Here is a 25,099-nt window from a genome sequence, read left to right on the forward strand (position 1 = left end):
AAATGCTGCCTGAAGGGACAGCTGTCACCCCTAACATTCACCAAATCTATCACAGGCATAATAACCATAAATTAAACATAATTTCATTGACTGGGTATGATAGTCAAATCACACACCGCAGGAGTAATGGCTATGCAGAATTATGTAACACGAGGATCACTCCAGGTTGCTGAAGTATTAGAAAACTTTATAAGCAATGAGGCACTGCCGCAAACTCAAGTTGATTCAGAATTATTTTGGCAAGGCTTTTCTTCACTACTTAAAGACTTAGTGCCCATCAATCAATCCTTGCTACAAAAGCGCGATAGTTTGCAACATCAACTAGATAAATATTACCTTTCTCATCCACAATACGAGTTGAGTTCCTATAAAACTTTTTTACAAGATATTGGCTACTTGGTTCCCGCGCCAGTACCGTTCAAAATAAGCACCACCAACGTTGATGCTGAAATAGCTACTATGGCAGGCCCACAGCTCGTTGTACCTATTAATAACGCGCGCTATGCCATCAATGCAGCAAACGCCCGCTGGGGAAGCTTATATGATGCAGCTTATGGTACTGACGTAATAAGTGAAGACAATGGAGCGCAAAAGGGTAAGCAATATAATCCAGTGCGTGGTCAACTGGTAATAGAATTTGGCCGTCAGTGGTTGGATAAAATAGCCCCGCTGCAACAGAGTACACACGCAGATGTCGTTAAATATAGTATCGAGAATTCAGCACTTGTCTGCACCTTGGAAAATAACCAAACAGCTCACTTGGCAACCCCAGAACAATTAATCGGTTTCAAAGGTGATTTGGCTGACCCGAGCGGAATCTTGTTAAAACACAACGGGCTGCATGTTGAATTACAATTTGATCGCTCTCATCCTGTGGGCAAAAGCGACTCAAGTGGCCTGAAAGATATACTAGTCGAATCTGCTTTGACCACTATCATGGACTGTGAAGACTCTGTTGCAGCAGTGGATGCCGACGACAAAACCCTAGTTTATCGCAACTGGTTAGGTTTGATGAAGGGTACGCTAGAGACCTATGTCACTAAAGGCGGTAAGCAATTCACCCGTACCCTAAACGCTGACAGAAGCTACACTAATATTGACGGAAGTACTCTTGCGCTAAATGGCCGCAGCCTGATGTTTGTGCGCAATGTAGGCCATTTGATGGATACAGATGCGATTCTCTTGGACGGTAAACCTGTACCAGAAGGGATCGTAGATGGCGTGCTCACCTCATTAATTGCAAAGCATGATTTGCTCGGTAATGGGCGTTTCAAAAACAGCCAACATGGTAGTATTTATATCGTTAAACCTAAGATGCATGGGCCTGAAGAAGTTACTTTTTCAGATACTCTATTTGAGCGTATCGAGCAACTTTTAGGCCTCGCCCCCAATACGGTAAAAATGGGTATCATGGATGAAGAACGCCGTACCAGCGTTAACCTAAGCGCATGTATTGAGGCGGCAAAAACCCGAGTAGTCTTTATCAACACTGGCTTTCTTGACCGCACCGGTGATGAAATCCACACCTCGATGCAAGCCGGCGCCTTTGCCCTCAAAGCTCAGTTGAAGAAAGAGCCTTGGATAACTGCCTATGAAAAAGACAATGTTACCCATGGCTTGAACGCCGGATTCTCTGGTAAAGCGCAGATAGGCAAAGGCATGTGGCCAATTCCAGATCATATGGCTGAAATGATGCAGGCCAAACAAGTACATCCTTTGTCAGGGGCCAATACGGCTTGGGTACCCTCGCCTACTGCAGCAACATTACATGCACTGCATTATCATCAAATTGATGTTTTTGCGAAGCAGTCTGAATTGTCCCTCACACATACCACTTCAGTCGATGACATTTTACGTATTCCATTAATGAAACCTGCAGTAAATGTCAGTCCGCAAGAGATTCAGAACGATCTTGACAACAATGTCCAAGGGATCCTTGGATACGTTGTCAGATGGGTCAATCAAGGAATTGGCTGTTCTAAAGTGCCGGACATCAACAATGTTGGCTTAATGGAAGACCGCGCGACTTTACGTATTTCAAGTCAACACATTGCCAATTGGTTGGAACATAAACTTGTTAATGAAGAACAAGTGAAAGAATCTCTACAGCGTATGGCCAGCTTAGTTGATCAACAGAACTCTAGTGATTCTGAATATATAAATATGTGTCCTGATTTGGACAATTCGATTGCATATAGTGCCGCTAAAGCACTGATTTTTGAAGGGACTAAGCAACCCAATGGTTATACCGAGCCACTATTGCATGAAATGCGTAGAAGAATGAAAGCTCAGCTAAATAGCACTAACTGACGGCGTTAATATGTAAATTTTTAACTATTTGCATAAAAAAGGGTTAAGCAATGCTTAACCCTTTTTTGATCCAACGGTAATCCAAGAATCACCTTAAGTGCCAGAATTAAACCCCAAAGTAGTCTTTATACCATTTCACAAAATTTCCAATACCTTCGTTGATATTGGTTTGTGGACGATAATCGACATCTGTCACAAGTGCTTCAACATCTGCGTAGGTATCAGGCACATCGCCTAACTGCAGAGGAAGCAGTTCTTTTTCAGCTACTTTGCCAAGATGACTTTCCAGAGTTTCAATGTAATCCATCAGCTCTACCGGTGTTTGCGCACCAATATTATAAACCTTCCACGGAGCCTTGCTGCTACCTGGATCGGGATTCTTACCACTCCACTCAGGATTCGCTTCGGCATTGTGGTCAAGGGTACGAATAATCCCTTCAACGATATCATCGATATAGGTGAAGTCGCGTCTATGCTTACCGTAATTAAATACTTTAATAGGCTTATCTTCTAATATCGCTTTGGTAAACAAGAAAAGTGCCATATCAGGTCGTCCCCAGGGTCCGTAGACTGTAAAGAAACGCAACCCTGTGGTAGGTAGATTGTATAGGTGACTGTAGGTATGAGCCATCAGCTCATTGGCTTTCTTACTGGCAGCATACAATGATACCGGATGATCAACATTGTCGTGAACCGAGAACGGCATAGATTCGTTGGCACCATAGACTGAGCTGGATGAAGCATAAACTAAGTGTGCAACTTTATTATGGCGACACCCTTCTAGCACATTCATGTAACCGACGATATTCGCGTCTATGTAAGCATGTGGATTTTCAAGTGAATAACGCACACCAGCTTGGGCGGCTAAATGCACCACTTTGTCGAACTTGTGCTCCGCAAAAAGTGCTTCCATTCCTTCACGGTCTTCCACACTCATTTTAACAAAGGTGAAATTAAAGGCATGCTTATGTTGCTCGACACGTTTAAGTCTATCTAGCTTTAGATTGACATCGTAATAGTCATTCAGATTGTCCAATCCAACAACTTCATCACCTCGTTCTAACAAATACAAACTTACATGGGAGCCAATAAATCCAGCCGCTCCGGTTACTAAAACTTTCATCAATTTTCCTATAATCGCAAATCTACGATCTTTTTATCTACAATGTATTTCAAATCAAAAATAACACAGTTGTCTTTGCCTAAAGCAGTTAATTCTTCACTGCTCATTTGTTTAAATTGCTGATGGGCAACTGCGGCAATAATGGCATCATATTTACCCGCTTCAGGTTTATCCACTAAACGTAAGCCATATTCTTGGTAAACTTCGTCAGATTCTGCCCAAGGGTCATAGATGTCCATATTAACATGGTAATTCTCTAACTCAGTGGCAATATCGACCACTTTAGTATTGCGAATATCAGGACAATTTTCTTTAAAGGTAATACCTAGCAGTAAGACATTGGCGCCATTAACCATAATCTTTTTGTTAAGCATTTTTTTGACTAGACGACTGACGACGTATTCGCCCATCTGGTCGTTAATTCTCCGTCCAGCTAATATGACCTCGGGATGATAACCAATCTCTTCGGCTTTATGGGTCAAATAGTAAGGATCCACACCAATACAATGACCTCCCACTAAGCCCGGTCTAAAGGGAAGGAAGTTCCACTTACTTCCCGCCGCAAGTAACACCTCTTCAGTATCAATTCCCAAACGTTCAAATATCATTGCAAGCTCGTTAATCAATGCAATATTTAAATCACGCTGCGTGTTTTCAATCACTTTAGCCGCTTCGGCCACCTTGATAGAAGAAGCTTTGTGAGTACCGGCCTGAATAATGCTCAAATACAGCTGATCTACTCGCTCTGCTACATCTTCAGTGGAGCCGCTAGTTACTTTTACAATACTCTCTAGACGATGGGTTTTATCACCTGGATTAATCCGTTCTGGACTGTAACCTGCGTAGAAGTCTTGATTAAAAACCAATCCTGAATGCTGCTCGATTAAGGGAATACAAACTTCCTCGGTCGCCCCAGGATAAACAGTAGATTCGTAAATAACAGTGGTACCTGCTTGTAATATCTTACCAATCATTTCACTGGCTCTTCGCAAAGGCGTTAGATCAGGTTGACGATTTTTATCAATCGGAGTGGGAACCGTGACTATAATATAATCACACTGGGACAAATCTTCGGAGTCATAACTAAAGGATAAATCGTTAACCGAAGACAGTTCCTGTGCAGATACCTCGAGGGTATGGTCTTCACCGCGATTTAATTCAGCGATTCGCTGCTGGTTAATATCAAATCCAATCGTCCTGTATTGCTTGCCAAAGGCAACCGCTAGAGGCAAGCCAACGTAACCTAACCCGATGATCCCTATACATTTTGCAAGTTTGTTTTGTGCCAAGCTTATTTCCTCACCCCAGATATAAATCCGTATGTTGATGTTAGTCAGTTTTGTTTGTCTAGTTTGCCCTGAAAAAGGATAAATTAGTAGTATAGAAAAGGATTAAAATTGTGATGGCGGCGAATTACCAATTGGGATTATTGGGTAACTTAGGGTCAAATTGGTGTTTACCAACTAGTTGATCACGTAAAGATAAAAACAATTTAATAACAAAATGCTTAAATAAAATAGATGTTGGCATTTTAATCCAATGGCCGCGCAGATAGACAATGTTTTTAGCAACTTTATGTCGACGACCCAATACCTGATCATGCTCAGGTGCCACCGCAGGAATAAAAGCGTTTTCTAACAACCAAGCCTGACGTTTCGACAACGGGAAGTTAGCTACAAATTGCTGGGCGATTTCAGGCAATAATATTTCACTGTAGTATTGTATTGAACGCAAACAACATAAGGTCTCGAAGTTGAATCCGGTTTGCTTTGATAAATCTAATAGTTTCAACCAAAACGCATCATCGCCAAATTCTTCAATCAGAAGCAGTATATCGAGCATATCTCGCATCCAACTCGAACTATCTTCATTGGCGAACATATGAATAATACTGTGCATCACCGTGGAGGCTGGATCTAAAACAAAGCATCCATTTTGAGTCTTCTGTCTAGATGCAATGAATGATGATACATCAGGAGAACGGCCACTAATAGGCGGATACAGATTATGATGCATGTCAACCACTGTAGCGCGGTTCAAGTGAATTAATGGTGGGATTTCATGGGCCCATTGGCGATAATATTTCTCATCATAATCACTCAAAGGTTCTGATTTCCAGCGGCGTGACTTTAAATGGGCTTCGGCTTTGGCTAGGTCCTGCTGATTAACCAACACATCAATATCAGAACATATTCTGCCTCGGCTATTGCTACTGTCACGCAAAGTATATCCCGCACCCTTCAAAAATATGGCGGTGACATCAATTTCTTCGAATAGCAAGCGTAGTTCAGACGCTTCAAAATTGATTTGTAGTGCTTGTCGGTCGGCATAGACTTGCGCCGAATTTAGGTGTTTTTGGGCGAATTCCGGATACTGATTAAGACATCCATGCCGTTGTGCGCTGTGATACAAACTGGCCAGGACTTTTGCTTCTCGCAGAATAAAAATCACCTCTTGCCAGTACGATAAACTGTAATCTACTCCTACCTTAGGCTCCAATAGCAAGCTAAATAAACTACGGGTATCGATCATCGGCAACTCTCAATAATGTCTTCAGTTAGAAAATCATCCACATCTGCGACATTATCGTATTCGATTTCAAAATGAGCGGTATTGCGAATAATTTTATCTACCGTCTCGAAACCTTTTTTGGCTAACACATTGTAATTAAATGCATTCTTACTCAGCACATTGAAAGCATCTAAGTGGCTTAATTGATAAATGGTCAGCTCTGTATTAGCCCGATATTTAGGAAAAACTACAGCGACTATGGGCACCGGAATGAGTGACTGGTAACGCTGCCAATCCATGACTTTAACGTGGGCCACATCACCTTTTTGAGTATCTCGACAAATTGGTGTGAAATTAGCTGCTGGGTGCCAAGATTTAACTAATTCAATAGAGTTATTTTTTAAGCAGACGGGCCGATATAAAGGTGACACTTGGCCACTTTGAGTATCAATAACCGCCATCTCATCTGAATAAGTTGACCATCCGGCTAGGCCTAAATAGGCCGTTAAGGTACTTTTACCTGAGCCTGGCAATGCCGGGAAAATTATCGCTTTACCATTTTTAACTAACACCGCAGCGTGGATCAACAACTTATTGTATTCGTGTGCTGCGATACACCAATTCATTCCCCACTCTAATACTGCCGCAGCTTGGGAAACAGGCAAGGGTTTAAAAGGTGAATGCTGATCAGAGAAAAAGCTAACTTGGGGTTTGATAAAACGTCGAACTAGGGATTCAAAAATGATGCGGATTTTAAAATCCACAGGTTGGTCTAACTCAGGCACGTCTCCGTATATTATTTTCACCGCCTCATCGACATGCGGCGCCTGCGAGCAATAGTCAAAATGATAAAGGCCAGTATGGATTCGTAGCATTTAAACCTGTTCCCGCAGCACTTTGCGCTCGATTAATTGCTGTAAGGTATGCTCAGCAGTATCAGTGCTTAGCTCAAGCCATTCAATTAAATTTAACAGGGTTATGCTTGCGGGAATCGGCACTGCAATGAGATCGGCTTTCACAGTGCCTTGAGCATGGAGAAAAGTAGTATCACCATTGTAGGCGTTATAAATCGCTATGCCACTTCCGTCCTGTAACCAAGTAACTACAGACCCCGCTACTACGGCATAATGTTTGTCAGATAAATGAGTCAACGAGTAATCGTACTGCTTACACAGGTTTCCACTGAGTGGATGCGGTTCCATCAAAGCCTAAATCATAATCGCTGATACCTAAACTACTAGTTCTGAAGGTTTGGTCGTTACGACTTAACATTTGCCCCGTACTAGCCGCATGATTTTCTATGTACCAATATAAGAACACTTGCTCAGTCAACTCTTGAGCTTGATGGTCGCCATGGTAGCCGTCATAAAAGCCAAAAAAGGCATTTAGATATACAGCAGCTAATTTGGAATAAATACCTGATGAACCAGCTTCCCATGTATCTAACGCGCCACGGCAGGTTTTATTTATTGGATTGAGTTCTTGTGGCAACCTCAAAACACTATTCATGCAAGTGTTTATGACAGATGTATATTTTTCACATTCAGCTCGGTATTCTCTTTCTTTCCAGCTCGAGTCTCTGTAGCGGTTATCATAAATTTCTTTTTTCTTGGCTTTCAAACTAAGGAAGCAATCTTCGTAGTGGTTGTCCCAATCCTTCCATTGAATGGGATGCATACCATTACCTAAATCAGGTATGGTACAGGTGTGGCGTCCGGCATTTTGTGACAAATTACCTGACATCGCGCCAGAAACAGCACAGGTGCCCCAGACCGATTTTGCCGGAAGACTCGCAATAACCGCGCCCGTTGCCGTTTTCTTCAAAAAATTACGGCGCTTTTTCACAACGGAAACATCCTTTGTAGTTGTCTTGTTGAATTCATTCATTGATTAAAACCCATTTTTTGCGACTTCAAAGCGCAGTTTACAATCTATAACTTAATCACAGCAAGAACCGCACCAAATCAGCAACCACTTGATTTAGCTAATCTTAATTAAAGCAATAGCCCATAAGTGTAAAGATATTTGACATACTATTTAAGACTAACTTTTGCTTGTTTGAGTAATTCACGAACATATTTTACAGGTATTGCATAGGTAATACCACTAGGCTCTGATAAAACCGCCTCTTTAGTTGTTTTCACAAAGACCTTGTTGATCACCGCAACGACTTTTCCTTGGTCTACCTCATACACAGCACTACCGCTATTACCTGGGTATGCAGTCGCATCCATCTGATAAATATAGTATGGATCTCGCAGCCGTCGTAAGGTATTTACATCAAGTTGACTAGAGTGACTGCTAGGAATAATAATCGGAGTCGACGCCGCCATAATCCCTTTATGAGTTACCGGATAGTGACCTAAAATTGCTCCAATCGGAAATCCAGTAAATGCCACTTCGGTGCCATCGTCGAGCAAATTATTATCTGCCAATTGCATAGGTTTTAGTTTTTCACTTATCTTTAGCAATGCCAAATCATGTAGTTCATCTATCTCGACAACTGTAGCTTCGAGTGCTTTGGGTTGTCTGCCCGTTCCGACAAAAACCACCCTTTTCTGACGGCTATTTTCCTTTAATGGAGTGCTGATAACATGATGGTTAGTAATAATATAACTGCCGTCTGCGACGGCGAAACCAGTCCCCTGTAGACTAGCTCTTGGCGAATTTATCGGGTCGAAAACACCAATACCTACCACTGATTCTTTTACTTTTTTAACCGTATCTACAATGCTATGCGCCAAGCTAAGATTTGGTGCACATAACAGGACTAAAAATCCTATAGCCAGGTAGCTAAACTTAGACAAAATTCCAGTATCCTTATGCTATTCAACTTATCTAGTGTAATTCAGTTAAGGGTTGAAAATCAGTTATTTTGAAAATGACCGCGCAAAAGATTGAGCAAAAGATAATTTTTTGAACCATATTGTATCTAACATCTTGTTACCAATAAGTGCACCATGTCATCTAAGCAGTTTGAGATTGAAACTAAAATAGTACCTATTTTTTCTGGTGGTGGCACTCGGTTAACCACTCATATAGGTATCATGCAAGCATTGCATGAATTGAACCTAAACTATGACCATATCGTCGGTATTTCCGGAGGTTCTATTGTATCGGCGCTATTTTGCAGTGGTAAATCTTTAGATCAAATAATGACGCTGGCGGTTGAAACAGATTTTAGGCGATTTAAGGGTTATTCCATTTTTCGATTGTTAAAAGAAGGAGGCCTAAGCTCTGGAAATGCTTTTGAACAATGGATGGATAAACAACTTGAAGGTAAAACCTTTAGTCAGATGACCACCGATTTAAGCATTGTCGCAACTGATATTAATGGCGGAGGACCGGTCATTTTTAACAAACAAAACTGTCCCGATTTAGCCGTATCCCAAGCTGTTAGGTTCTCGATGTCAATACCACTTATCTTCAGTTTTAAGCCCTATAAAGATCATCTGTTAGTCGATGGCGCTATTCTTTCAGAAGATGCCTTATTTAGAGAATGGACCGACAGTAACGATGTGAATGTGTGCTTTCGTCTTCAAAGCCAACAAGCACCAAGTATACAAAAACGTAAGGTTTTCTTTCATTTACCTGAATACTTGTTTATGTTGATCAAAACCTTTATGACCGCCTTATCCAGAGAGTATGTGCATGCCGAGCACTGGCATAACACTTTGGTGGTTGATACGGGCGAATTTTCCTCTGTCGATTTTGCACTTACTAAAAAGCAAAAGAAAATGCTTTACGATATAGGTAGAGAAACGACACTTAAGTATTTGCCCATTAAGTTAAAACTGTAGTTAGCTGTAATGGAATACAAACCCTGAGCGTTGTTTGTTGTCTCTATACGGACGTTTATGCACCAACGATGGAGGCAAGTGGTAACAGCACAATTTGCGCGGTAAATAGCGGGGTATTCTGCTGCACATAACCGACACACACATGACTGACCTTTTGTTGGTCACCTTCAACCTTAGTTTCTGGGCTAACCACTATATTCAACACATCATTACTTTTAAGGCTAGCTAATTGCTTCTTATCAATGCAAAGTTTGTGCGACGCATAAATCATTGGATTTTTCACCAAATCATGGCCTATGGCCTGCGCCCGCTCGAGTAACGCTGAAGAGACTAAACTAAGGGGATACATTTGCGGAAATTTAACCCTATCTGAAAATTCGTCAATATAGTGGGATTGCTCGGCGAACGCACTGGTCAGAAAGTTCTTTGCATTCCCCACAATCATATATTTGCGTTTAAGGAAACAGCCACTACTTTGGTGAAACGAGCGGTCCGCACGTCGGCCCCAATCTACATCCAAAGGAATCTCTGCAGGCAACAAAACCGTATTAAATTCTGATTCACGTTTAAAGCCCAATATCACCGCTTTATCATTGGCCTTGAGCAGTAAACGATTTGAATACAACTTGCCATTTTGGTTTTGACTATGTTTACCTGACTTCACGTCTAAATGAAGTTCATCACCTGCAACCACTACACCTGCAAAGGTTAGCTCAAACGCACTAAAAGGAAAATCATCTCGGTGCAGTTGCTGCTGTTCATGGTTTTCAATTTCCGTCTGTTCCATTTGGGTTTCAATAAAACAACCTAATTGGAAGCCTAGTGCTATAGGACCATTAAATGGATTGTGTTTAATCCAATTCCATCGATTTTTATCATGGAATAAATTGAAATCGTCGGTAGAGTTTCTAGCCACTTCAATATGTATTTGGGATAGCCGATGAGGTTTCAACATAATCTCCTTAATTGAACTGTTACTATCTAAACAATTGGTATAAGTATTTAGTTAAACGGCGATTATTTAATGTTAATCGTTTGACAAACATGCAGTTAAACCCGAAACTTTATACTGAATGAAATTGAATTCGTAATATAGGTCATATCAATAATGGTTAATAACCTTCACAAAGGGAAGTCTTAATGACTGAAATTTCAGAAGAAAGCATTTCTAGTCATTTCTCCGACTATTTAAGGCCAGTATTTTCAGAAACTCAGCAACATAAAAATCAGTCTTTTGAGATCCGTCATCAGGTTTATTGTGAAGAATTGCATTTCGAACCGGAGCGAGATGATAGATTAGAAACGGACGAGTTTGATAAGCATGCCCTGCATTGTCTGATTCAGCATAAATCCAGTGAGCTGTTTGCTGGCACCGTCAGATTGATTGTTTCAGATAACCCAAGTCAACTGCTGCCGATAGAACTATATTGTAAAGAAGCCATTCAGCGCCCTGACTTGTTTCCCGATAATTTTGCTCGGAATGACATTTGTGAAATTTCAAGATTAGCCGTTCCAGCCCAATTCAGACGTCGTAAAATGGATAATTACGAAGGGGCAGCGATAGGTATGATCAATAAAGAAATATACTCTGAAACAGAATTAAGGTGTTTCCCCTTTATTGCGGTAGGTTTATATTTGTCGGCCACTTCAATTTTATTGAAGAAAAATATCAATCATTGCTTTGTTATGGTTGAACCTCGTCTAGCCAGAAGCATGCGTTTTGTAGGATTGCCCTTTGAGCAAATTGGACCTGTCATTGACTACCACGGCAAAAGAGCTCCCTACTACATCCAACCTAAACAAGTTGAGCAGAATTTAAAACAAGACTTTAAAGCCTTATTACAAAATATTGATATTGAATTACAACCCCAGATTTGAGGTATATCAGGTCGCTGAGCTCTTTTCTTATATGTGAATAGTATCGATGATAGCGATAATATGAGATCGCCAAGTGACAGATAGCCCCTATTGATTGGTTACTGCCCTAACAAACATAGAGAGACTAATAATGTTTGACTACAAAGAAGCATTTTCTAGAAACATTGGTTGGATGACTGATGAAGAGCAAGAAATTCTTCGCAACAGCAAAGTGGCTATTGGTGGTTTGGGAGGTGTCGGCGGTGATCACGCGATTGTTTGCGCCAGACTAGGTATTGGCAATTTCCATATTTCGGATATGGACCAATATGATTTAGTCAATTTTAATCGTCAGGCCGGTGCCTCCATGAAAACCCTTGGCTTAGAAAAATCTAAGGTAATGGAAGATATACTTGCCAATATCAACCCGGAATCTCGTGTAAAAAATTTCGACACCGGCATTAGTGATGAAAATTTAGAGGACTTTTTAGACGGTGTGGATCTATATATAGATAGCTTGGATATCTTTGCTATGGATATTAGACGAAAAGTGTTTCAACGTTGTTATGAGAAGAATATCCCTTGCGTCACCGCTGCTCCTATGGGAATGGGAACCGCAGTGCTAGTATTTATGCCTGGAAAAATGTCTTTTGAGCAGTATTTTTGTTTAGAAGGACTCAATGAAGAAGATAAGTTTTATCACTTAATTATGGGCTTATCGCCAGCAATGCTGCAACTAAGTTATCTAGTTGACAGAACGAAAGTCGACTTTTGGCATGGGAAAGTTCCATCGACCCCAATGGGAATTTCATTAGCGGCAGGCGTTCTAAATAGTAACGTATTGAAAATCCTGTTAAATCGTGGAGAAGTCCTGTGTGCCCCCCATGGATGGCATGTAGATGCTTACAAAAACAAATCCAAACGAACATGGCGTCCTTGGGGGAATAAAAACCCTATACAGAAGTACATCATGTTTCCCATGGTTAAAAAGGCCATAGGCAAGCCCAAACCAGCGGATATTAGCTAAAATAATAATAGCTTACGAACGGCCCCAAAGCGCTGTTGTGGAGCTAAAGCATGAAACTAAACATTATGTGCTTCTAATCATTGTTTAATTCACACACTTGACTCTAGCGGCTAGGTTTAACATTTGATGTGTTATCTTAGCTGCCAATCTATCCTCTCGATCCTAGCCTACTTTGTTCTTAAATGATTGTTTTTCTTCAGGCTTCTTACAGCGTCTCTTAACCCGGTTCATTTTAACTTGTTTAAAAATAGGGCCTATAATGGATAGAAGTATTGGCTAAGCTACTTTGAGCGGAAAATAAAAAACCCGGCATAAGCCGGGTTTTTTAACACTTTTAAAGTATCTTAGTTTTTACGTCTGCGACCTGCGCCAGCCAAACCTAAAAGACCAAGACCTAATACCGCCAAGCTTGAAGGCTCAGGGATTTGGAAAGATAATGAACCGTCGTGGTTACCAGCCAATGTGAAGGTACCATCGTTATTATCAATAACTGTCACGAAACGCGGATCAGTGTTGAAGTCAACAAAACCGAAACCGTCAATTTCTTGATCAACCAAATCAGCTGCAGAACCTTTATCGAAGTTCAATACGTCACCAGCTGCAATACCGTTTACCATACCAGCACCAACTGAAGAAATCATAGTTCTAAGCGAAGGACCACCTAAGCTCTGTGTCACACTCAAGAAATCAAGAGTGAACAATTCTACAAACTCGCTAGTGTTAGCAAAGCCTGGCGTGAAATAATAGAAAGTGATTTCACCAGTATTATAATCTGTCGCTAAGCCAGGGCCTAAGGTACCAGATAGTTCGAATTGGAAGGTTAAACCCCAGTTACCGAAACCATTGTGGCTTTCAGTACCGAATTGATTTGGTAAAAACCCAGCAACGGCATTGTTAGCGATATTAGCGCCAGCAGCAGGGCCACTGATGAATCCACCTGTAGTAGTGATAGCATCACCCGCAGTTGGACCATTCATATCAGCATCAGTTACCAATGTTGAAGACGAATAGTTATAAGACATTTGCTCTAACCAACCAGTAGTTGTTGCACCAGCAGCTTGATTTTTCAGGTTATCACCGAAATCAGCACCTGCATCAATGTAAAATGCATCAGCCATGGCTACCGAAGAACCAGTTGCTAAAATCATCCCTGCTATTAAAGACTTGTAATTCATATTTATTCTCCAGCGAGTAAGTTAAAGTTGTTAAAGCTATTTTGCATGTCTAGCTTTCCATGATTGTATAAAGCATATTACGGGCCAACTTTTAACTCACTGTTTTTACGTTGTTTTTTATTTATGACTGTTGGGGAGTGTTAAAAATGCTGACACTTTAATTACCCCCAAGTGCTATTATTGATTCGCTTTTTGAGCCGCTTCGTAATGTATTCGATAGTCCTGGTTACTTGGCTGCAAATCAAATGCTTTTTTACTAACTTCTAATGCTCTTTTCAGATCACCATTTTTCAATAATGCGACACCTAGAGTATCCAGCATCATAGGGTTTTCAGGTCGCAGCGCTACCGCTTTTTCTGCATAATCCACCGCTTTAACTGTCTCCCCTGTTTGCCCGTACAGCCAGCCTAAATTGTTTAGTACAATTATATTTTCCGGTAAATACTCAACTAAGAATACATAGTGTTCAATTGCTTTTTCAGGGAATTCCTGCATATACATTTCGGCTAATCTTGCTCTTGTATTAAGATCTAATTTCCGAACTTGTAAATGCTTCTCTAATAGATCAGTTGCGCCTTGTGGCTCATTTAATTGCTTCTTGACTTCAGCCATATAAAGAACGAACCGCCCATCACCGCTTTCATCATAGTAAGCCTGCAGCAGAGGAAGCGCTTTAGAGAATTTTTTCTCTGCATAATAAATCTGTCCCTGTAAGCCTTTAACCATGTTGCTTGACTTAACATGGGCAGGAAGATTATTTAATAACCGCTGAGCCACTGATACATTGCCATTGATCAAACTATAATGAACTTCCATCACCTTAAACTCAGCATCATTTTGATGAAAATTCTGCGCCCGTTTAACCGTATCCAGCGCGCCAACTAAATCTCTAATACCATCATAAATAACGATAGCCGCCAGCCAAGGCTCTCTGCGCATGGGTTCCAACTGTTGCCATTTCAAATACACGTTTAATGCATCCGATGGATTATTTAAAGCTAACAGGCTGTCTGCTTGTGCTTTCCAGTAAAATACCGGTAAATCAGGTTGGGCTTTAACAGTAGTTAGAACATCGAGCACTTGTTGAGGTTTAGACTGCAAAACTAGCGCACGAGCATAATTCAGCTTCTTCTCTAAGTCATTAGGATCCTTTTCATGGATAGCCTTTATCAGACTCAGAGCATCTTTTGTTTGTGAGGAACCTTGCGCTTGAGCCGCCACTAAATACTCAAATGATGCTTGCAAATATTCTGGATTTTCCTTAGCTGCTCGTTCAAGTAATACTAAGGCATCTTTATTGTTACCCTGTTCTTCAGCTTCCTTCGCTAAAAACTTAAGAGAGGTCGGATTATTCGGCGCAACATCCAAAGCCCGCTTGTGTGTCAGCTTGGCAAGTTCAAGCTGACCGGAAACTGTATATATCTCTGCAAGTAAATTAAACGCGGTGATATTATCTGGCTGTTCCGAGATCCATTGCTTGGCGACCTCTGCAGCGCTATCAAAGTTTTTTTGTACAACATATGACTGAGCCAAAGCGAGTCGTGCTTGCATCGCCTCAGGATCTTCGGCTATCGCTTCTTCAAGATCCTGATAGCCAGTTCTATCATTCAACGACAGTTTTAGCATTCCCAAGCGGGTTTTTTCTTGAGAACTACTTGGTTCAACCTTTTTTGCTAACTCAAGCATTTTTTTAGCTTGCTGTCTATTACCCTTATTAACCAAGTCAAATCCGGCCTGAGTAAATAGCCTAGCATCAGAAAGATCGAAGCCTCCAAGGTTACTCAGGGTTTGAGCTGCATCTGTGCTGTAGCCCAAACGTAACTGTATTTCAGCAAACAAGCGTTTACCGGGATGATCTGTAGGTAATAAATTCTGGATGGAAGCTAAATGACTGTGGGCTTGCTCAAGTTTATTTTGCTGATAAGCAGCGACTCCAGCGATTAAGCGGACCCGAGGTGCATTAGAACCATTTGCAATTGCCTGTTCCATAGCTACTTTAGCGCCAGCATAGTCATTTTTATTAAATTTCATTACGCCGACAAATTCATTGAGTCTTGGATTGTCAGGCAATTTTTCAACTAAAGGCGTAATTAATGCCTCAGCTTCATCGTATTGCTGATGTTGTAACAGCGCGTCAATTAATAAGAAATTTCCCTGAGCGTCACCAGGCATTTGCTTATTATAGGCTTTAAAGTCTTGTATCGCTGTCTCGTAATCCTTTTGGCGTAAACTCAATTGCCCTTGTAACAGTCGTGCTTGCATAAACTCAGGGTCTGCCGTTAATAACTCCTGCAAGATCATCAAAGCATCATTTAGTTCACCATCCTGTAATGCATGGTTAGCACGGCCGAGTCGGCTGTATGATGACTGAGGGGCTAATTCTGCTGCACGTTTAATCGCTAACTTTGCTCGAGATACTTCGTTTTGTCTAAACAGAGCCAAGCCTTTGTAGGTTTGCGCGGCGGCTTCGGCTTCTGCGGACAATCCTGTAACACGTTCGACAATAGTGATTATTTGTTGATCTTTTTTAAGAAAATCTAACGCTCCGAGATATATAGGTAATACTTGATTTTTAAAGTAGCCTCCGTCAAAGGCAATTTTAAGCTCTTTTTCAGCTGACGCGGCATTACCACGACTAAAATAAATAGATCCAAGTAAGAATCGCGCTTTTAGGTTTTTCGGGTCACTGGACAATGCATTTTTCAGCACAATAATGGCTTTATCCGACTGGTTTTCCAAAATAGCACTTTCTGCTTCTTCAATGTATTCCGTCGGGGTTTTCTGGCTACAGGCTACCAACGCAAGCGTTGCCAATAACAATCCATATTTTTTTATTGAATTCATACGATGCTCTTTACTAATTAATAAACTAATTTGAGTGTAAACCTACAATAGAACTGAAATTCTATTGTAGGCAGCGTGTTTCGCGAAAGAAAGGGCAATTATCGAAAAGCAGAAACAGCTAAGAAATAAGCCCACTTGAATCGATTAATACTTTGGTATTGAAATGAGACTTGTCTAATACTTTAAATTGTTTGTGATTGACTAATACAAGCACAATATTTGCCTGTTGAATGGCCGTATCTAAGCTCACAAGCTCGATTTTGCTGCCTTCGAGTTTAGCCGGTAACTGATGAATATTAGGTTCAACAGCCAAAATACGACCAACACCTAACTCAGCAAGCTTTTGCGTAATTCCAAGTGCAGGGCTTTCCCGAAGGTCATCGATATCAGGTTTAAATGCCAGCCCTAAACAAGCAATAACGGGACGTTTGAATTCATCTGCAGCCTGTTTCACTTTGTTGATCACATATTCAGGCTTGCCATCATTGACTTCTCTTGCGGTACGGATCATACGCGCAGACTCAGGAGCTGAGGCCACGATGAACCAAGGGTCTACAGCAATACAATGACCGCCAACACCAGGCCCAGGAGTCAGAATATTAACTCTGGGGTGACGATTTGCTAGCGCAATCAACTCCCATACATTTATGCTTAGCTCATCACAAATGACAGACAGCTCATTGGCGAAGGCTATGTTGACGTCGCGAAAGCTATTCTCTGTCAACTTCGCCATTTCTGCAGTTCTTGCATTAGTAGAAATACAATTTCCGCGGACAAAAATCTTATATAGCTCAATGGCTTTTTCGCTACATGCCGCAGACATTCCGCCAATAATACGATCATTAGAGACTAACTCTTCCAATACACGGCCGGGTAACACCCGCTCAGGACAATGGGCAACGTACATGTCTGGCTCATGTGAAGGATGGCCAGGAAAATACAAATCAGGCCGTAGTGTTTGCAACCAACCTGTGAGCTTTTCCGTTGCGCCCACCGGAGACGTGGATTCAAGGATCACCAAATTACCTTTTTCAAGCACCGGAGCTATAGCTTCTGCCGCTTTTTCGATGTAACTCAAATCAGGCTGTTTATCTTCCTTGAACGGAGTTGGCACCGCAATCATAAATGCTTGGGCAGCTTCAGGAGTCAATGAGGCGCGCAATTTCCCCATAGTGACAGCAGCTTGAACGACCATGTCCAAATCCGGCTCAACAATATGAACTTTTCCCTGGTTGATGGTGTCGACTGCCTGTTTGGATACATCGATGCCGATAACTTCGATGCCTCTAGATGCTATTACGGCCGCCGTCGGCAAGCCTATATAACCCAACCCTACTACTGAAACTTTTTCAAATGCCATACTATTCCTTAATTATTGACGATGATATCGCGTATCCGCTGACAGGCTTTGCCATCTCCATACGGATTATGGGCAAATGACATCTTCTCATATGCGCCAGAATCGTCTAACAACAATTCGGCCTGCTCTACTATAGTCTGATAATCGGTACCAACTAGTTTAACTGTACCTGCTTCAACGGCTTCTGGTCGCTCGGTTGTATCGCGCATGACTAGCACGGGTTTGCCTAGCGACGGGGCTTCTTCTTGCACTCCACCTGAGTCTGTCAAAATGATATGGGCGCGACTCATCAAATATACAAAGGGCAAATATTCCTGTGGTTCGATTAAAAATACATCGTCGGTATCGGCCAGCAGCCTATTGACGGGCTCTTGCACATTTGGATTAAGGTGAACGGGATATAGCACTTGCACATCAGGCTTTTCTGATAGGGTTCTCAATGCACGACAAATATTTTCAAAGCCGCCACCAAAGCTTTCCCGGCGATGCCCAGTCACCAAAATCAATTTTTTCTGTGGATCCAAGAACGAGAACTTTTCTGACATTTGGCGATTCAGTTCTAGGTCATTTTTTACTTTATCCGCCACCTGCACTAGTGCGTCAATCACAGTGTTGCCTGTCACAAATACACTTTGTGGCGCCACACCTTCTGCTAATAGGTTTGCTTGGGCTTTTTCAGTTGGCGCAAAATGCAGTTGTGTCAATGACCCGGTCAATTTACGATTAATTTCTTCTGGCCAAGGACTGTATATATCACCGGTCCGCAGTCCAGCTTCAACATGCCCAACAGCAATACGTTGATAAAACGCAGCCAGCGATGCGGCAAAGGTGGTAGTGGTATCTCCGTGTACTAGCACCAAATCAGGCTTTGCTTCGCTGAACACGTCTCTAAGGCCTAGTAGTGCTCGTGTGGTAATATCGTACAAATCTTGACCTGGCTGCATTAAATCTAAGTCATAGTCTGGTGTTAAGGTAAACAACTCCAAGACCTGGTCAAGCATTTGGCGATGCTGTGCCGTGACACAAACCGATACATCTAAGCGACTATCATTTTTTAACGCTAGTGCTAGCGGAGCCATTTTAATTGCTTCTGGACGAGTACCAAAAACCAACATTACTTTTTTTGTTGTCATATCTTGAGGTTCTTTTTTGGTTACTGTACTTTTTCTTCTACAAAGGCGCAAAGTGCACCGAATGTTTCAAAAATATCAGCACTGATTTCATCATCATCTATTTCGATACCAAAGGTATCTTCGATGGCCGTTAACACTGTTACCACAGCCATTGAATCGAACTCAGGTATGGCACCTAATAAAGCGGTATCTTCATCAAACTCGCTGTCACTTGATAATTGCAGTACGTCAATTAAAATTTCTTTCACCGAAGCGGCTATATTCATTCTTTCACTACCTGTATTATTATATTTTTTGGTATGGTTAAAATAAACCTCTACCAACATCGCACTTATTGTTCCATTATTTAAAGTAATAAGAAATAGTTGCAGTCAATAAACAAGAGATAAGTATTAAAAATGGTAACATTTTTCGATGAGTTAGTATCAAAATCCTCAGTCCAGCATGGCTCTAGAAGCGCTTTGATACATAAGCAAAATACGCTGAGTTACGCGGAATTAGATGAACAAATTAGCAAAACGGCCATAGGCTTGACGGGGTTAGGCCTAAATCGGCATGACCGAGTTGCTGTGTTCCTTCCCAAAGTACCTGAAACTATCATTAGCTTATTTGCCATAAGTCGGGCATTCGGCGTGTTTGTGCCAGTTAATTCGGTCCTGAAAGCCCCCCAGGTTCAGCACATTTTGAATGATTGTGATGTCAAAATTTTAATCACCAGTAGTGATCGGCTAAAAGCACTTGACCCGATATTGGCTGCTTGTCCCGCCTTGCAGCATATTATCTTGATAGATAAATTACCGGCGACTTTCAATCACCAAATTAACACGGTTTTGTTACACCAATTACCTGCTATGTCTTTGCCCGAACTCACTCGTGCAGATAACGATATGGCGGCGATTTTGTATACCTCAGGAAGCACGGGAAAACCCAAAGGTGTAGTGCTTTCCCACCGCAATATAGTGGCGGGTGCACTGAGTGTCTCTCAGTATTTAAATAACGATCACCAAGATGTGTTACTGGCTCTTTTGCCTCTGAGTTTTGACTATGGTTTAAGCCAAGTAACCACAGCATTTATTAGTGGTGCGACTTGCGTATTGCTGGATTATTTACTTCCCGGCGATGTGGTTAAAACCATTGAAAAACATCAAGTTACTGGATTAGCCGCGGTTCCACCTTTATGGCAGCAGTTGATGAAAGTGAATTGGCCCGAGTCAGCCACCCAACAGTTGCGCTACTTTACCAATTCAGGCGGCGCTATGCCCTTAGTTACACTGAATAAATTACGGGAAACCTTTAGCAATGCTGACCCATACCTAATGTATGGGCTTACCGAAGCCTTTCGCAGTACCTATTTGCATCCGAGTAAAGTAGATGAGCGAGTAGGCTCTATGGGTAAAGCTATCCCCAATGCTGAAATAATGGTGGTACGAGAGGATGGCAGCGAGTGTGATGTCGACGAACCGGGTGAGTTGGTTCACCGTGGTCCTCATGTTAGTTTAGGCTATTGGAATGACCATGCCAAAACCGCTGAGCGCTTTAAACCGGTTCCGACTAAATTAAATGGCCTAGTACTGTCGGAAATGGCGGTCTGGTCTGGCGATACCGTAAAGAGAGATAAAGATGGTTACCTCTATTTTGTTGGTCGCAAAGATGAAATGATTAAAACATCGGGCTATCGAGTCAGCCCTATGGAAGTAGAAGAAGCCTGCTATCAAGCTGCTGATGAAGTGGCAGAAGCAGTGGCAACAGGTGTAAATGACTTAGAATTAGGTCAAGCGGTGGTGCTGCTTTTAGTCTTAAAAGATGATGTGACAACCACTCAGAAAGACATCTTGGCCAAATGTAAAAAAGCTATGCCTAATTTTATGCATCCTAAATATGTAGAGTTTCGGACGACATTGCCGCGCAATCCTAATGGAAAAGTCGACCGCAGCTTGTTAAGCAAAGAAGTAAAGGAAAAATACCAAAATGGCTAAACCCGCGCCAGTACATACAATAATGGATCAATTTGAAGTCAGTGAGCAACAGATTTTAGTGGGTGGTAAAAACCTTGATCTAATCTCTGCAATATTAGACAAGCCGGTGTTTTACGCTTATGACCAAGCCATTGTAAAAAAACAAATAGCGCTTTTTCACCAACACATGCCATCAACCATAAAGCTTCATTATGCAATAAAAGCCAATCCCTACCCCGCTCTAGTGCAGGCTATGCGTGACTGGGTTGCAGGGTTTGATGTGGCGTCACAAAAAGAAATGTTGTTAGCTATTCAAACTGGCATGCCGGTAGAAGACATCAGCTTTGCTGGTCCCAGTAAACAAGAATCTGAAATAAAAGCAGCTATTTGTGCAGGGGTCACCTTACACGTGGAGTCAGAACTGGAACTATCAAGGGCAATCTCTATTGGTCAAAACCTTGGTATTAAACCCATAGTAGCATTTCGCGTTAATCCAGCATTCGAGCTTAAAGCCTCGGGCATGAAGATGGGCGGAGGACCCAAGCAGTTTGGTATTGACGAAGAGCGCTTATTAGAGCTTCTGCCGGCCCTTGATTATACTACTATGTCATTCCGCGGATTTCATATCTATTGGGGCTCTCAGAACCTTAAGGTTGAGGCCATACAGGATGCACACAATAATACCTTCGCGTTAGCCCAGAAATTGATTGATGCCACCCCTGTTGAGGTTAAAACAGTCAATATCGGCGGTGGATTTGGGATCCCTTATTTTGCAGGAGAAGAAAGACTAGACCTTACCCCCATAGGCACAAATTTACGGCATTTATTAGACACTTACCCCCAATTGGCAGCCATTGAATTGATCATTGAGCTTGGCCGTTTTTTGGTCGCTGAAGCTGGAATCTATGCGAGTAAAATTACCGATAAAAAGGTCTCCCGCGGACACACCTATCTGATGACCAACGGCGGGCTGCATCACCATCTGTCCAATTCTGGTAACTTCGGACAGGTAATTCGTAAAAACTATCCCGTTGCAATTGGCAATAAAATGGGTGCTGACAGCTCAAGCGAAGCCGTCACTGCAGTCGGACCCTTATGCACCCCATTAGATACCTTAGCGGACAAAATGCATCTCACGGATCCACAAATTGGTGATTGGCTAGTTGTTTTCCAATCAGGGGCTTACGGCCCTACCGCAAGTCCTCAAGATTTCCTTGGTCACCCACACGTACACGAAATTTTATTATAACTGTCGTTATGAATAAGGTTTTCAAGATGCTGAAATGGCTGCTTTTGGCAGCCATATTAATAGTTATCTTTGCTTATGGTTACTTGTCTTCCTCACAAGATGGAAAAGAGTTAACCATAAAAGCCAAGCAATATGTGCAGATCAATCTGAAAAAAAACTGGGGGATCCGAGCCTCAGTGTTGAGGCTGATGGATGCGACACTTGAATTGTTACCACCAGCAGCCCTTATACCATATCAAAAGGATGAGGTGTCAGTAGGCTTCACCCCCCAGAGCGCGGATTTTGAACTCTCTTCACTTAAGGCGCAAAAAGTCCATCTGGTTAGCAATGAAAAACAGCTGTATCAGGCAGCTATGCAGGCTAAGCCAGGTAGTGTGATTTTAATAGATGAGGGAGAATACCGGTTAACCAAAAGGCTTAGTTTCAGACATAATGGAACGGAATCTAAACCGATAAAGTTAATTGGCAAAACGCCTCAAAGTGTCATTTTTAAAGTGGCAGTGTCCGAAGGCTTGTATCTAGATAAGGCCTTCTGGCAGGTGAAGAATATCATTTTCAGGGGCGATTGCAGCAGCCATAGTATATGCGAACATGCTATTCACATCTATGGCGATGCAGATGGCAGCGTCATATTGAACAATCAATTTATCAATTTTAATGCGGCCATTAAGGCCAACGGTAACTACAATTCTCAGCCAGCTAAATTTGCTGATCAAGTTATTATTAAGCATAACGATTTCTATAATGAGTCCGTTCGCCAAACGACAACGCCTGCCAGCCCAATAGATGTGGTGGGGGGAGATAACTGGTTAGTCGACAGTAACTTTATTGCCGATTTCACCCGCAAGGTTGATGCTAGAATAAGCGTAACCTATGGCGCGTTTTTTAAAGGTGGTGGTCAACACGGTGTGATGACAAACAATGTGGTCAACTGTGCCTGGCGTATTCCCTATCAATCTAGTTTAGATGTTAGGGTGGGTTTGTCCTTAGGCAATGGTGGTACAGAGAAAGCCTTCTGCCAGACATCCGGTTGTCCCTATGAACATAATAACGGCAAGATTATGGATAATTTAATTGTGAATTGTCGCAATGATGTGAGTATTTATCTGAATAAGGCGGCAGCAACCACTATTAGAGGTAATGCAATGTTCAACTCATTGGGTATTGACGCGCGTTTTGAGCAAACCTCAGTGGTGATTGATGGCAATGAATTGGACGGGCGGATTAGAGCCAGAGATGGTGCATTTGTGCGTATTAAAGATAACCGCCTGTTGAATTAAATTAAAAGGAATAGCTGCTATGAAACTAAGCTCGCTGAATCATTTATCCATCGCCGCCTGTGTGCTAGGTTTTTGCTCAACGGCGTCGGCATATTTCGATACGTCTGCGACCTTTCAGTTTGCCAGCGCAGAAGCACACATCTTTTGGCCAGATGGAAATTTTAAACAATTTAGTACGGCAAATGCTAAATACCTCACTAGCTTGCCGGTCGCGGATCAAGATATAAAAAGAGCGATTACGACTTCCCTTGAGCAGCTAAAAGCTGCTGACACCATAGTGCTTATGATATCAGCGGAGAGCACTAATAAGGGCGTGACAGACTTCTTCAGTATCGAGAAAGGTGGTTATGATGCGCCACAACTCATATTCAATGTGGCAGGCAAAAAGCGCCTTTTAATTGCCGAAACCGATACTTATATTGCTAAAAAAGATCGTAAACCCAATGGCGCTAAAAAAATGCTGAAAGGCGGTAACGGCAATTTTATCTTGCTTAAATTTTCCCTGCCAGAGGATTTGAAAGGGAAAAAATTGGACAATCCCAGTTTGTTGCTTACCACCACTGACCGGCAATATGGCAAATCGGCATTGGCCATTTCCCAACTCAATTACATTCCTCCCGCCGCCAACATTGATTCCAATGGTATTGCTCACAAGTACATTCTTGACAGTGGTATCGAAAAAGACAAACACGTTTATTTTGCCGACAATTTTGACCAGCAAAGCTGGTTTAACGAGATCAAGGTTAAGGTGGGATTGAACGAGCCCGTTTGGCAAAATACCGGGGAATTAAAATATGTTGACCACAGCCAAGTTCATCACTATTCCCGCCAGGCGGGGAAGTCGGTGGTATTGCCTTTTCGTACCTCCCGTAATCTGGCCGGGAACTTAGACTTCTACTTCAAAGCCCAATTAGGCCATGAGCCAGAAGAAGCCTATTTCCGCTACTACTCAATGCTCGCCCCCGGCTCCAACGTATCTGGCGGTGGGAAGTTGCCCGGTTTCGGCGGTACTTATAACCAAGCAGGCTGGGGCGGTCGGGCAAATAATGGCGAAAATGGTTGGTCTGCACGAGGCGCCTTCTACCAAAGCATTAGCTCAAGTAATCAAGACTGGGCCGCCAGAATGCCAATTGGCAGTTATATTTATGAAGTCGATACAAAGAATAAATATGGTAAATCCATCCCTTGGGGCGATGAGCTATCCACTCTGCAACCGGGAAAGTGGTACAGTATTGAGCAGTACTTAAAGTTAAATACTCCTGGTGAGGAAGATGGGATTTTAACTGTATGGATAGATGGGATTAAAATATTCCACAGAAACAATCTAAACTTCAGAACAACTGACAATCTCAAAATAGAAAAAATTTGGATGAATTATTATTTTGGTGGAGTGGCAAAACCGAGTAAAAACTTTGACATGTATTTAGATAACGTTGTCATTGCCTCAAGTTACATTGGCCCCATTCGTCGCTAAG

21 protein-coding genes are annotated in these 25,099 nt (G+C 42.0%); 8 read left to right on the top strand and 13 right to left on the bottom strand.

Annotation, left to right across the window (positions count from 1 at the left end):
* Nucleotides 1-132: 132 nt before the first annotated feature.
* Entirely contained in the window at nucleotides 133-2,310 is a 2,178-nt protein-coding gene (locus tag QR722_RS14045; protein WP_286283531.1) for a malate synthase G, read from the top strand.
* Between the two features lie 106 nt (nucleotides 2,311-2,416).
* Here QR722_RS14045 and QR722_RS14050 read toward each other — a convergent pair whose 3' ends face one another.
* The 7 genes from QR722_RS14050 to QR722_RS14080 all read right to left on the bottom strand — a co-directional run bounded on the left by QR722_RS14050 (nucleotide 2,417) and on the right by QR722_RS14080 (nucleotide 8,751).
* Nucleotides 2,417-3,433 carry an NAD-dependent epimerase gene (locus tag QR722_RS14050; RefSeq protein ID WP_286283532.1) on the bottom strand — a complete coding sequence of 339 codons (1,017 nt, stop codon included), beginning with the start codon at nucleotides 3,431-3,433 and terminating at the stop codon, nucleotides 2,417-2,419.
* A gap of 8 nt (nucleotides 3,434-3,441) precedes the next feature.
* Nucleotides 3,442-4,728: a Vi polysaccharide biosynthesis UDP-N-acetylglucosamine C-6 dehydrogenase TviB gene (gene tviB / locus QR722_RS14055; protein WP_502872476.1), complete on the bottom strand. Its 1,287-nt coding sequence runs from the start codon at nucleotides 4,726-4,728 to the stop codon at nucleotides 3,442-3,444.
* A gap of 118 nt (nucleotides 4,729-4,846) precedes the next feature.
* A complete protein-coding gene (locus tag QR722_RS14060; protein WP_286283534.1) occupies nucleotides 4,847-5,965 on the bottom strand; it encodes a nucleotidyltransferase family protein in 1,119 nt (372 codons plus the stop codon).
* A complete protein-coding gene (locus tag QR722_RS14065) occupies nucleotides 5,962-6,819 on the bottom strand; it encodes an HprK-related kinase A (protein ID WP_286283535.1) in 858 nt (285 codons plus the stop codon). Before QR722_RS14065 ends, QR722_RS14060 begins: the two co-directional genes overlap by 4 nt.
* Nucleotides 6,820-7,146: a hypothetical protein gene (locus QR722_RS14070; RefSeq protein ID WP_286283537.1), complete on the bottom strand. Its 327-nt coding sequence runs from the start codon at nucleotides 7,144-7,146 to the stop codon at nucleotides 6,820-6,822. It lies immediately after the preceding gene.
* Entirely contained in the window at nucleotides 7,112-7,831 is a 720-nt protein-coding gene (locus QR722_RS14075; protein WP_286283538.1) for a hypothetical protein, read from the bottom strand. Before QR722_RS14075 ends, QR722_RS14070 begins: the two co-directional genes overlap by 35 nt.
* Nucleotides 7,832-7,977: 146 nt before the next feature.
* Nucleotides 7,978-8,751: a S1 family peptidase gene (locus tag QR722_RS14080; protein WP_286283539.1), complete on the bottom strand. Its 774-nt coding sequence runs from the start codon at nucleotides 8,749-8,751 to the stop codon at nucleotides 7,978-7,980.
* Between the two features lie 153 nt (nucleotides 8,752-8,904).
* On the opposite strand from QR722_RS14080, the gene QR722_RS14085 reads away from it, so the two are divergent.
* Nucleotides 8,905-9,744: a patatin-like phospholipase family protein gene (locus tag QR722_RS14085; protein WP_286283540.1), complete on the top strand. Its 840-nt coding sequence runs from the start codon at nucleotides 8,905-8,907 to the stop codon at nucleotides 9,742-9,744.
* Nucleotides 9,745-9,799: 55 nt separating this feature from the next.
* Here the strand turns inward: QR722_RS14085 and QR722_RS14090 are convergent, their stop codons facing one another.
* Complete coding sequence (locus QR722_RS14090; RefSeq protein ID WP_286283541.1) at nucleotides 9,800-10,699, bottom strand: hypothetical protein; 900 nt, start codon at nucleotides 10,697-10,699, stop codon at nucleotides 9,800-9,802.
* Between the two features lie 185 nt (nucleotides 10,700-10,884).
* Between QR722_RS14090 and QR722_RS14095 the strand changes: the two genes are divergently transcribed.
* Both QR722_RS14095 and QR722_RS14100 read left to right on the top strand, forming a co-directional pair.
* Nucleotides 10,885-11,622: a PEP-CTERM/exosortase system-associated acyltransferase gene (locus QR722_RS14095; protein WP_286283542.1), complete on the top strand. Its 738-nt coding sequence runs from the start codon at nucleotides 10,885-10,887 to the stop codon at nucleotides 11,620-11,622.
* 130 nt (nucleotides 11,623-11,752) lie between these two features.
* Nucleotides 11,753-12,628 carry a ThiF family adenylyltransferase gene (locus QR722_RS14100; protein WP_286283544.1) on the top strand — a complete coding sequence of 292 codons (876 nt, stop codon included), beginning with the start codon at nucleotides 11,753-11,755 and terminating at the stop codon, nucleotides 12,626-12,628.
* A 344-nt stretch (nucleotides 12,629-12,972) separates the two neighbouring features.
* Here the strand turns inward: QR722_RS14100 and QR722_RS14105 are convergent, their stop codons facing one another.
* From QR722_RS14105 to QR722_RS14125, 5 genes are all read right to left on the bottom strand, one after another.
* The gene (locus tag QR722_RS14105) at nucleotides 12,973-13,803 is read right to left on the bottom strand and encodes a PEP-CTERM sorting domain-containing protein (protein WP_286283545.1); all 831 of its coding nucleotides are present in this window, start codon (nucleotides 13,801-13,803) and stop codon (nucleotides 12,973-12,975) included.
* A gap of 177 nt (nucleotides 13,804-13,980) precedes the next feature.
* On the bottom strand, nucleotides 13,981-16,647 hold the full coding sequence (prsT, locus tag QR722_RS14110; RefSeq protein WP_286283546.1) for an XrtA/PEP-CTERM system TPR-repeat protein PrsT: 2,667 nt from the start codon (nucleotides 16,645-16,647) through the stop codon (nucleotides 13,981-13,983).
* Between the two features lie 118 nt (nucleotides 16,648-16,765).
* Nucleotides 16,766-18,007, bottom strand: a complete 1,242-nt coding sequence (wecC, locus tag QR722_RS14115; protein WP_286283547.1) for a UDP-N-acetyl-D-mannosamine dehydrogenase — start codon at nucleotides 18,005-18,007, stop codon at nucleotides 16,766-16,768.
* A gap of 8 nt (nucleotides 18,008-18,015) precedes the next feature.
* Nucleotides 18,016-19,140, bottom strand: a complete 1,125-nt coding sequence (gene wecB / locus QR722_RS14120) for a non-hydrolyzing UDP-N-acetylglucosamine 2-epimerase (protein ID WP_286283548.1) — start codon at nucleotides 19,138-19,140, stop codon at nucleotides 18,016-18,018.
* Between the two features lie 20 nt (nucleotides 19,141-19,160).
* Nucleotides 19,161-19,406, bottom strand: coding sequence for an acyl carrier protein (locus QR722_RS14125; protein ID WP_286283549.1), 246 nt, complete (start codon nucleotides 19,404-19,406; stop codon nucleotides 19,161-19,163).
* Nucleotides 19,407-19,538: 132 nt separating this feature from the next.
* On the opposite strand from QR722_RS14125, the gene QR722_RS14130 reads away from it, so the two are divergent.
* Genes QR722_RS14130 through QR722_RS14145 form a run of 4 tightly spaced genes read left to right on the top strand, consistent with a single transcriptional unit; the run spans nucleotide 19,539 to nucleotide 25,098 of the window.
* On the top strand, nucleotides 19,539-21,116 hold the full coding sequence (locus tag QR722_RS14130) for an acyl-CoA ligase (AMP-forming), exosortase A system-associated (RefSeq protein WP_286283550.1): 1,578 nt from the start codon (nucleotides 19,539-19,541) through the stop codon (nucleotides 21,114-21,116).
* Nucleotides 21,109-22,344 carry a pyridoxal-dependent decarboxylase, exosortase A system-associated gene (locus QR722_RS14135; RefSeq protein ID WP_286283551.1) on the top strand — a complete coding sequence of 412 codons (1,236 nt, stop codon included), beginning with the start codon at nucleotides 21,109-21,111 and terminating at the stop codon, nucleotides 22,342-22,344. The genes QR722_RS14130 and QR722_RS14135 overlap by 8 nt, the downstream gene beginning before the upstream one ends.
* A gap of 26 nt (nucleotides 22,345-22,370) precedes the next feature.
* Nucleotides 22,371-23,624: a chondroitinase-B domain-containing protein gene (locus QR722_RS14140; RefSeq protein ID WP_286283552.1), complete on the top strand. Its 1,254-nt coding sequence runs from the start codon at nucleotides 22,371-22,373 to the stop codon at nucleotides 23,622-23,624.
* A gap of 19 nt (nucleotides 23,625-23,643) precedes the next feature.
* Nucleotides 23,644-25,098 carry a polysaccharide lyase gene (locus QR722_RS14145; RefSeq protein ID WP_286283553.1) on the top strand — a complete coding sequence of 485 codons (1,455 nt, stop codon included), beginning with the start codon at nucleotides 23,644-23,646 and terminating at the stop codon, nucleotides 25,096-25,098.
* Nucleotide 25,099: the final 1 nt, after the last annotated feature.

The sequence above is a fragment of the Aliiglaciecola sp. LCG003 genome, assembly GCF_030316135.1.
Lineage (GTDB): Bacteria > Pseudomonadota > Gammaproteobacteria > Enterobacterales > Alteromonadaceae > Aliiglaciecola.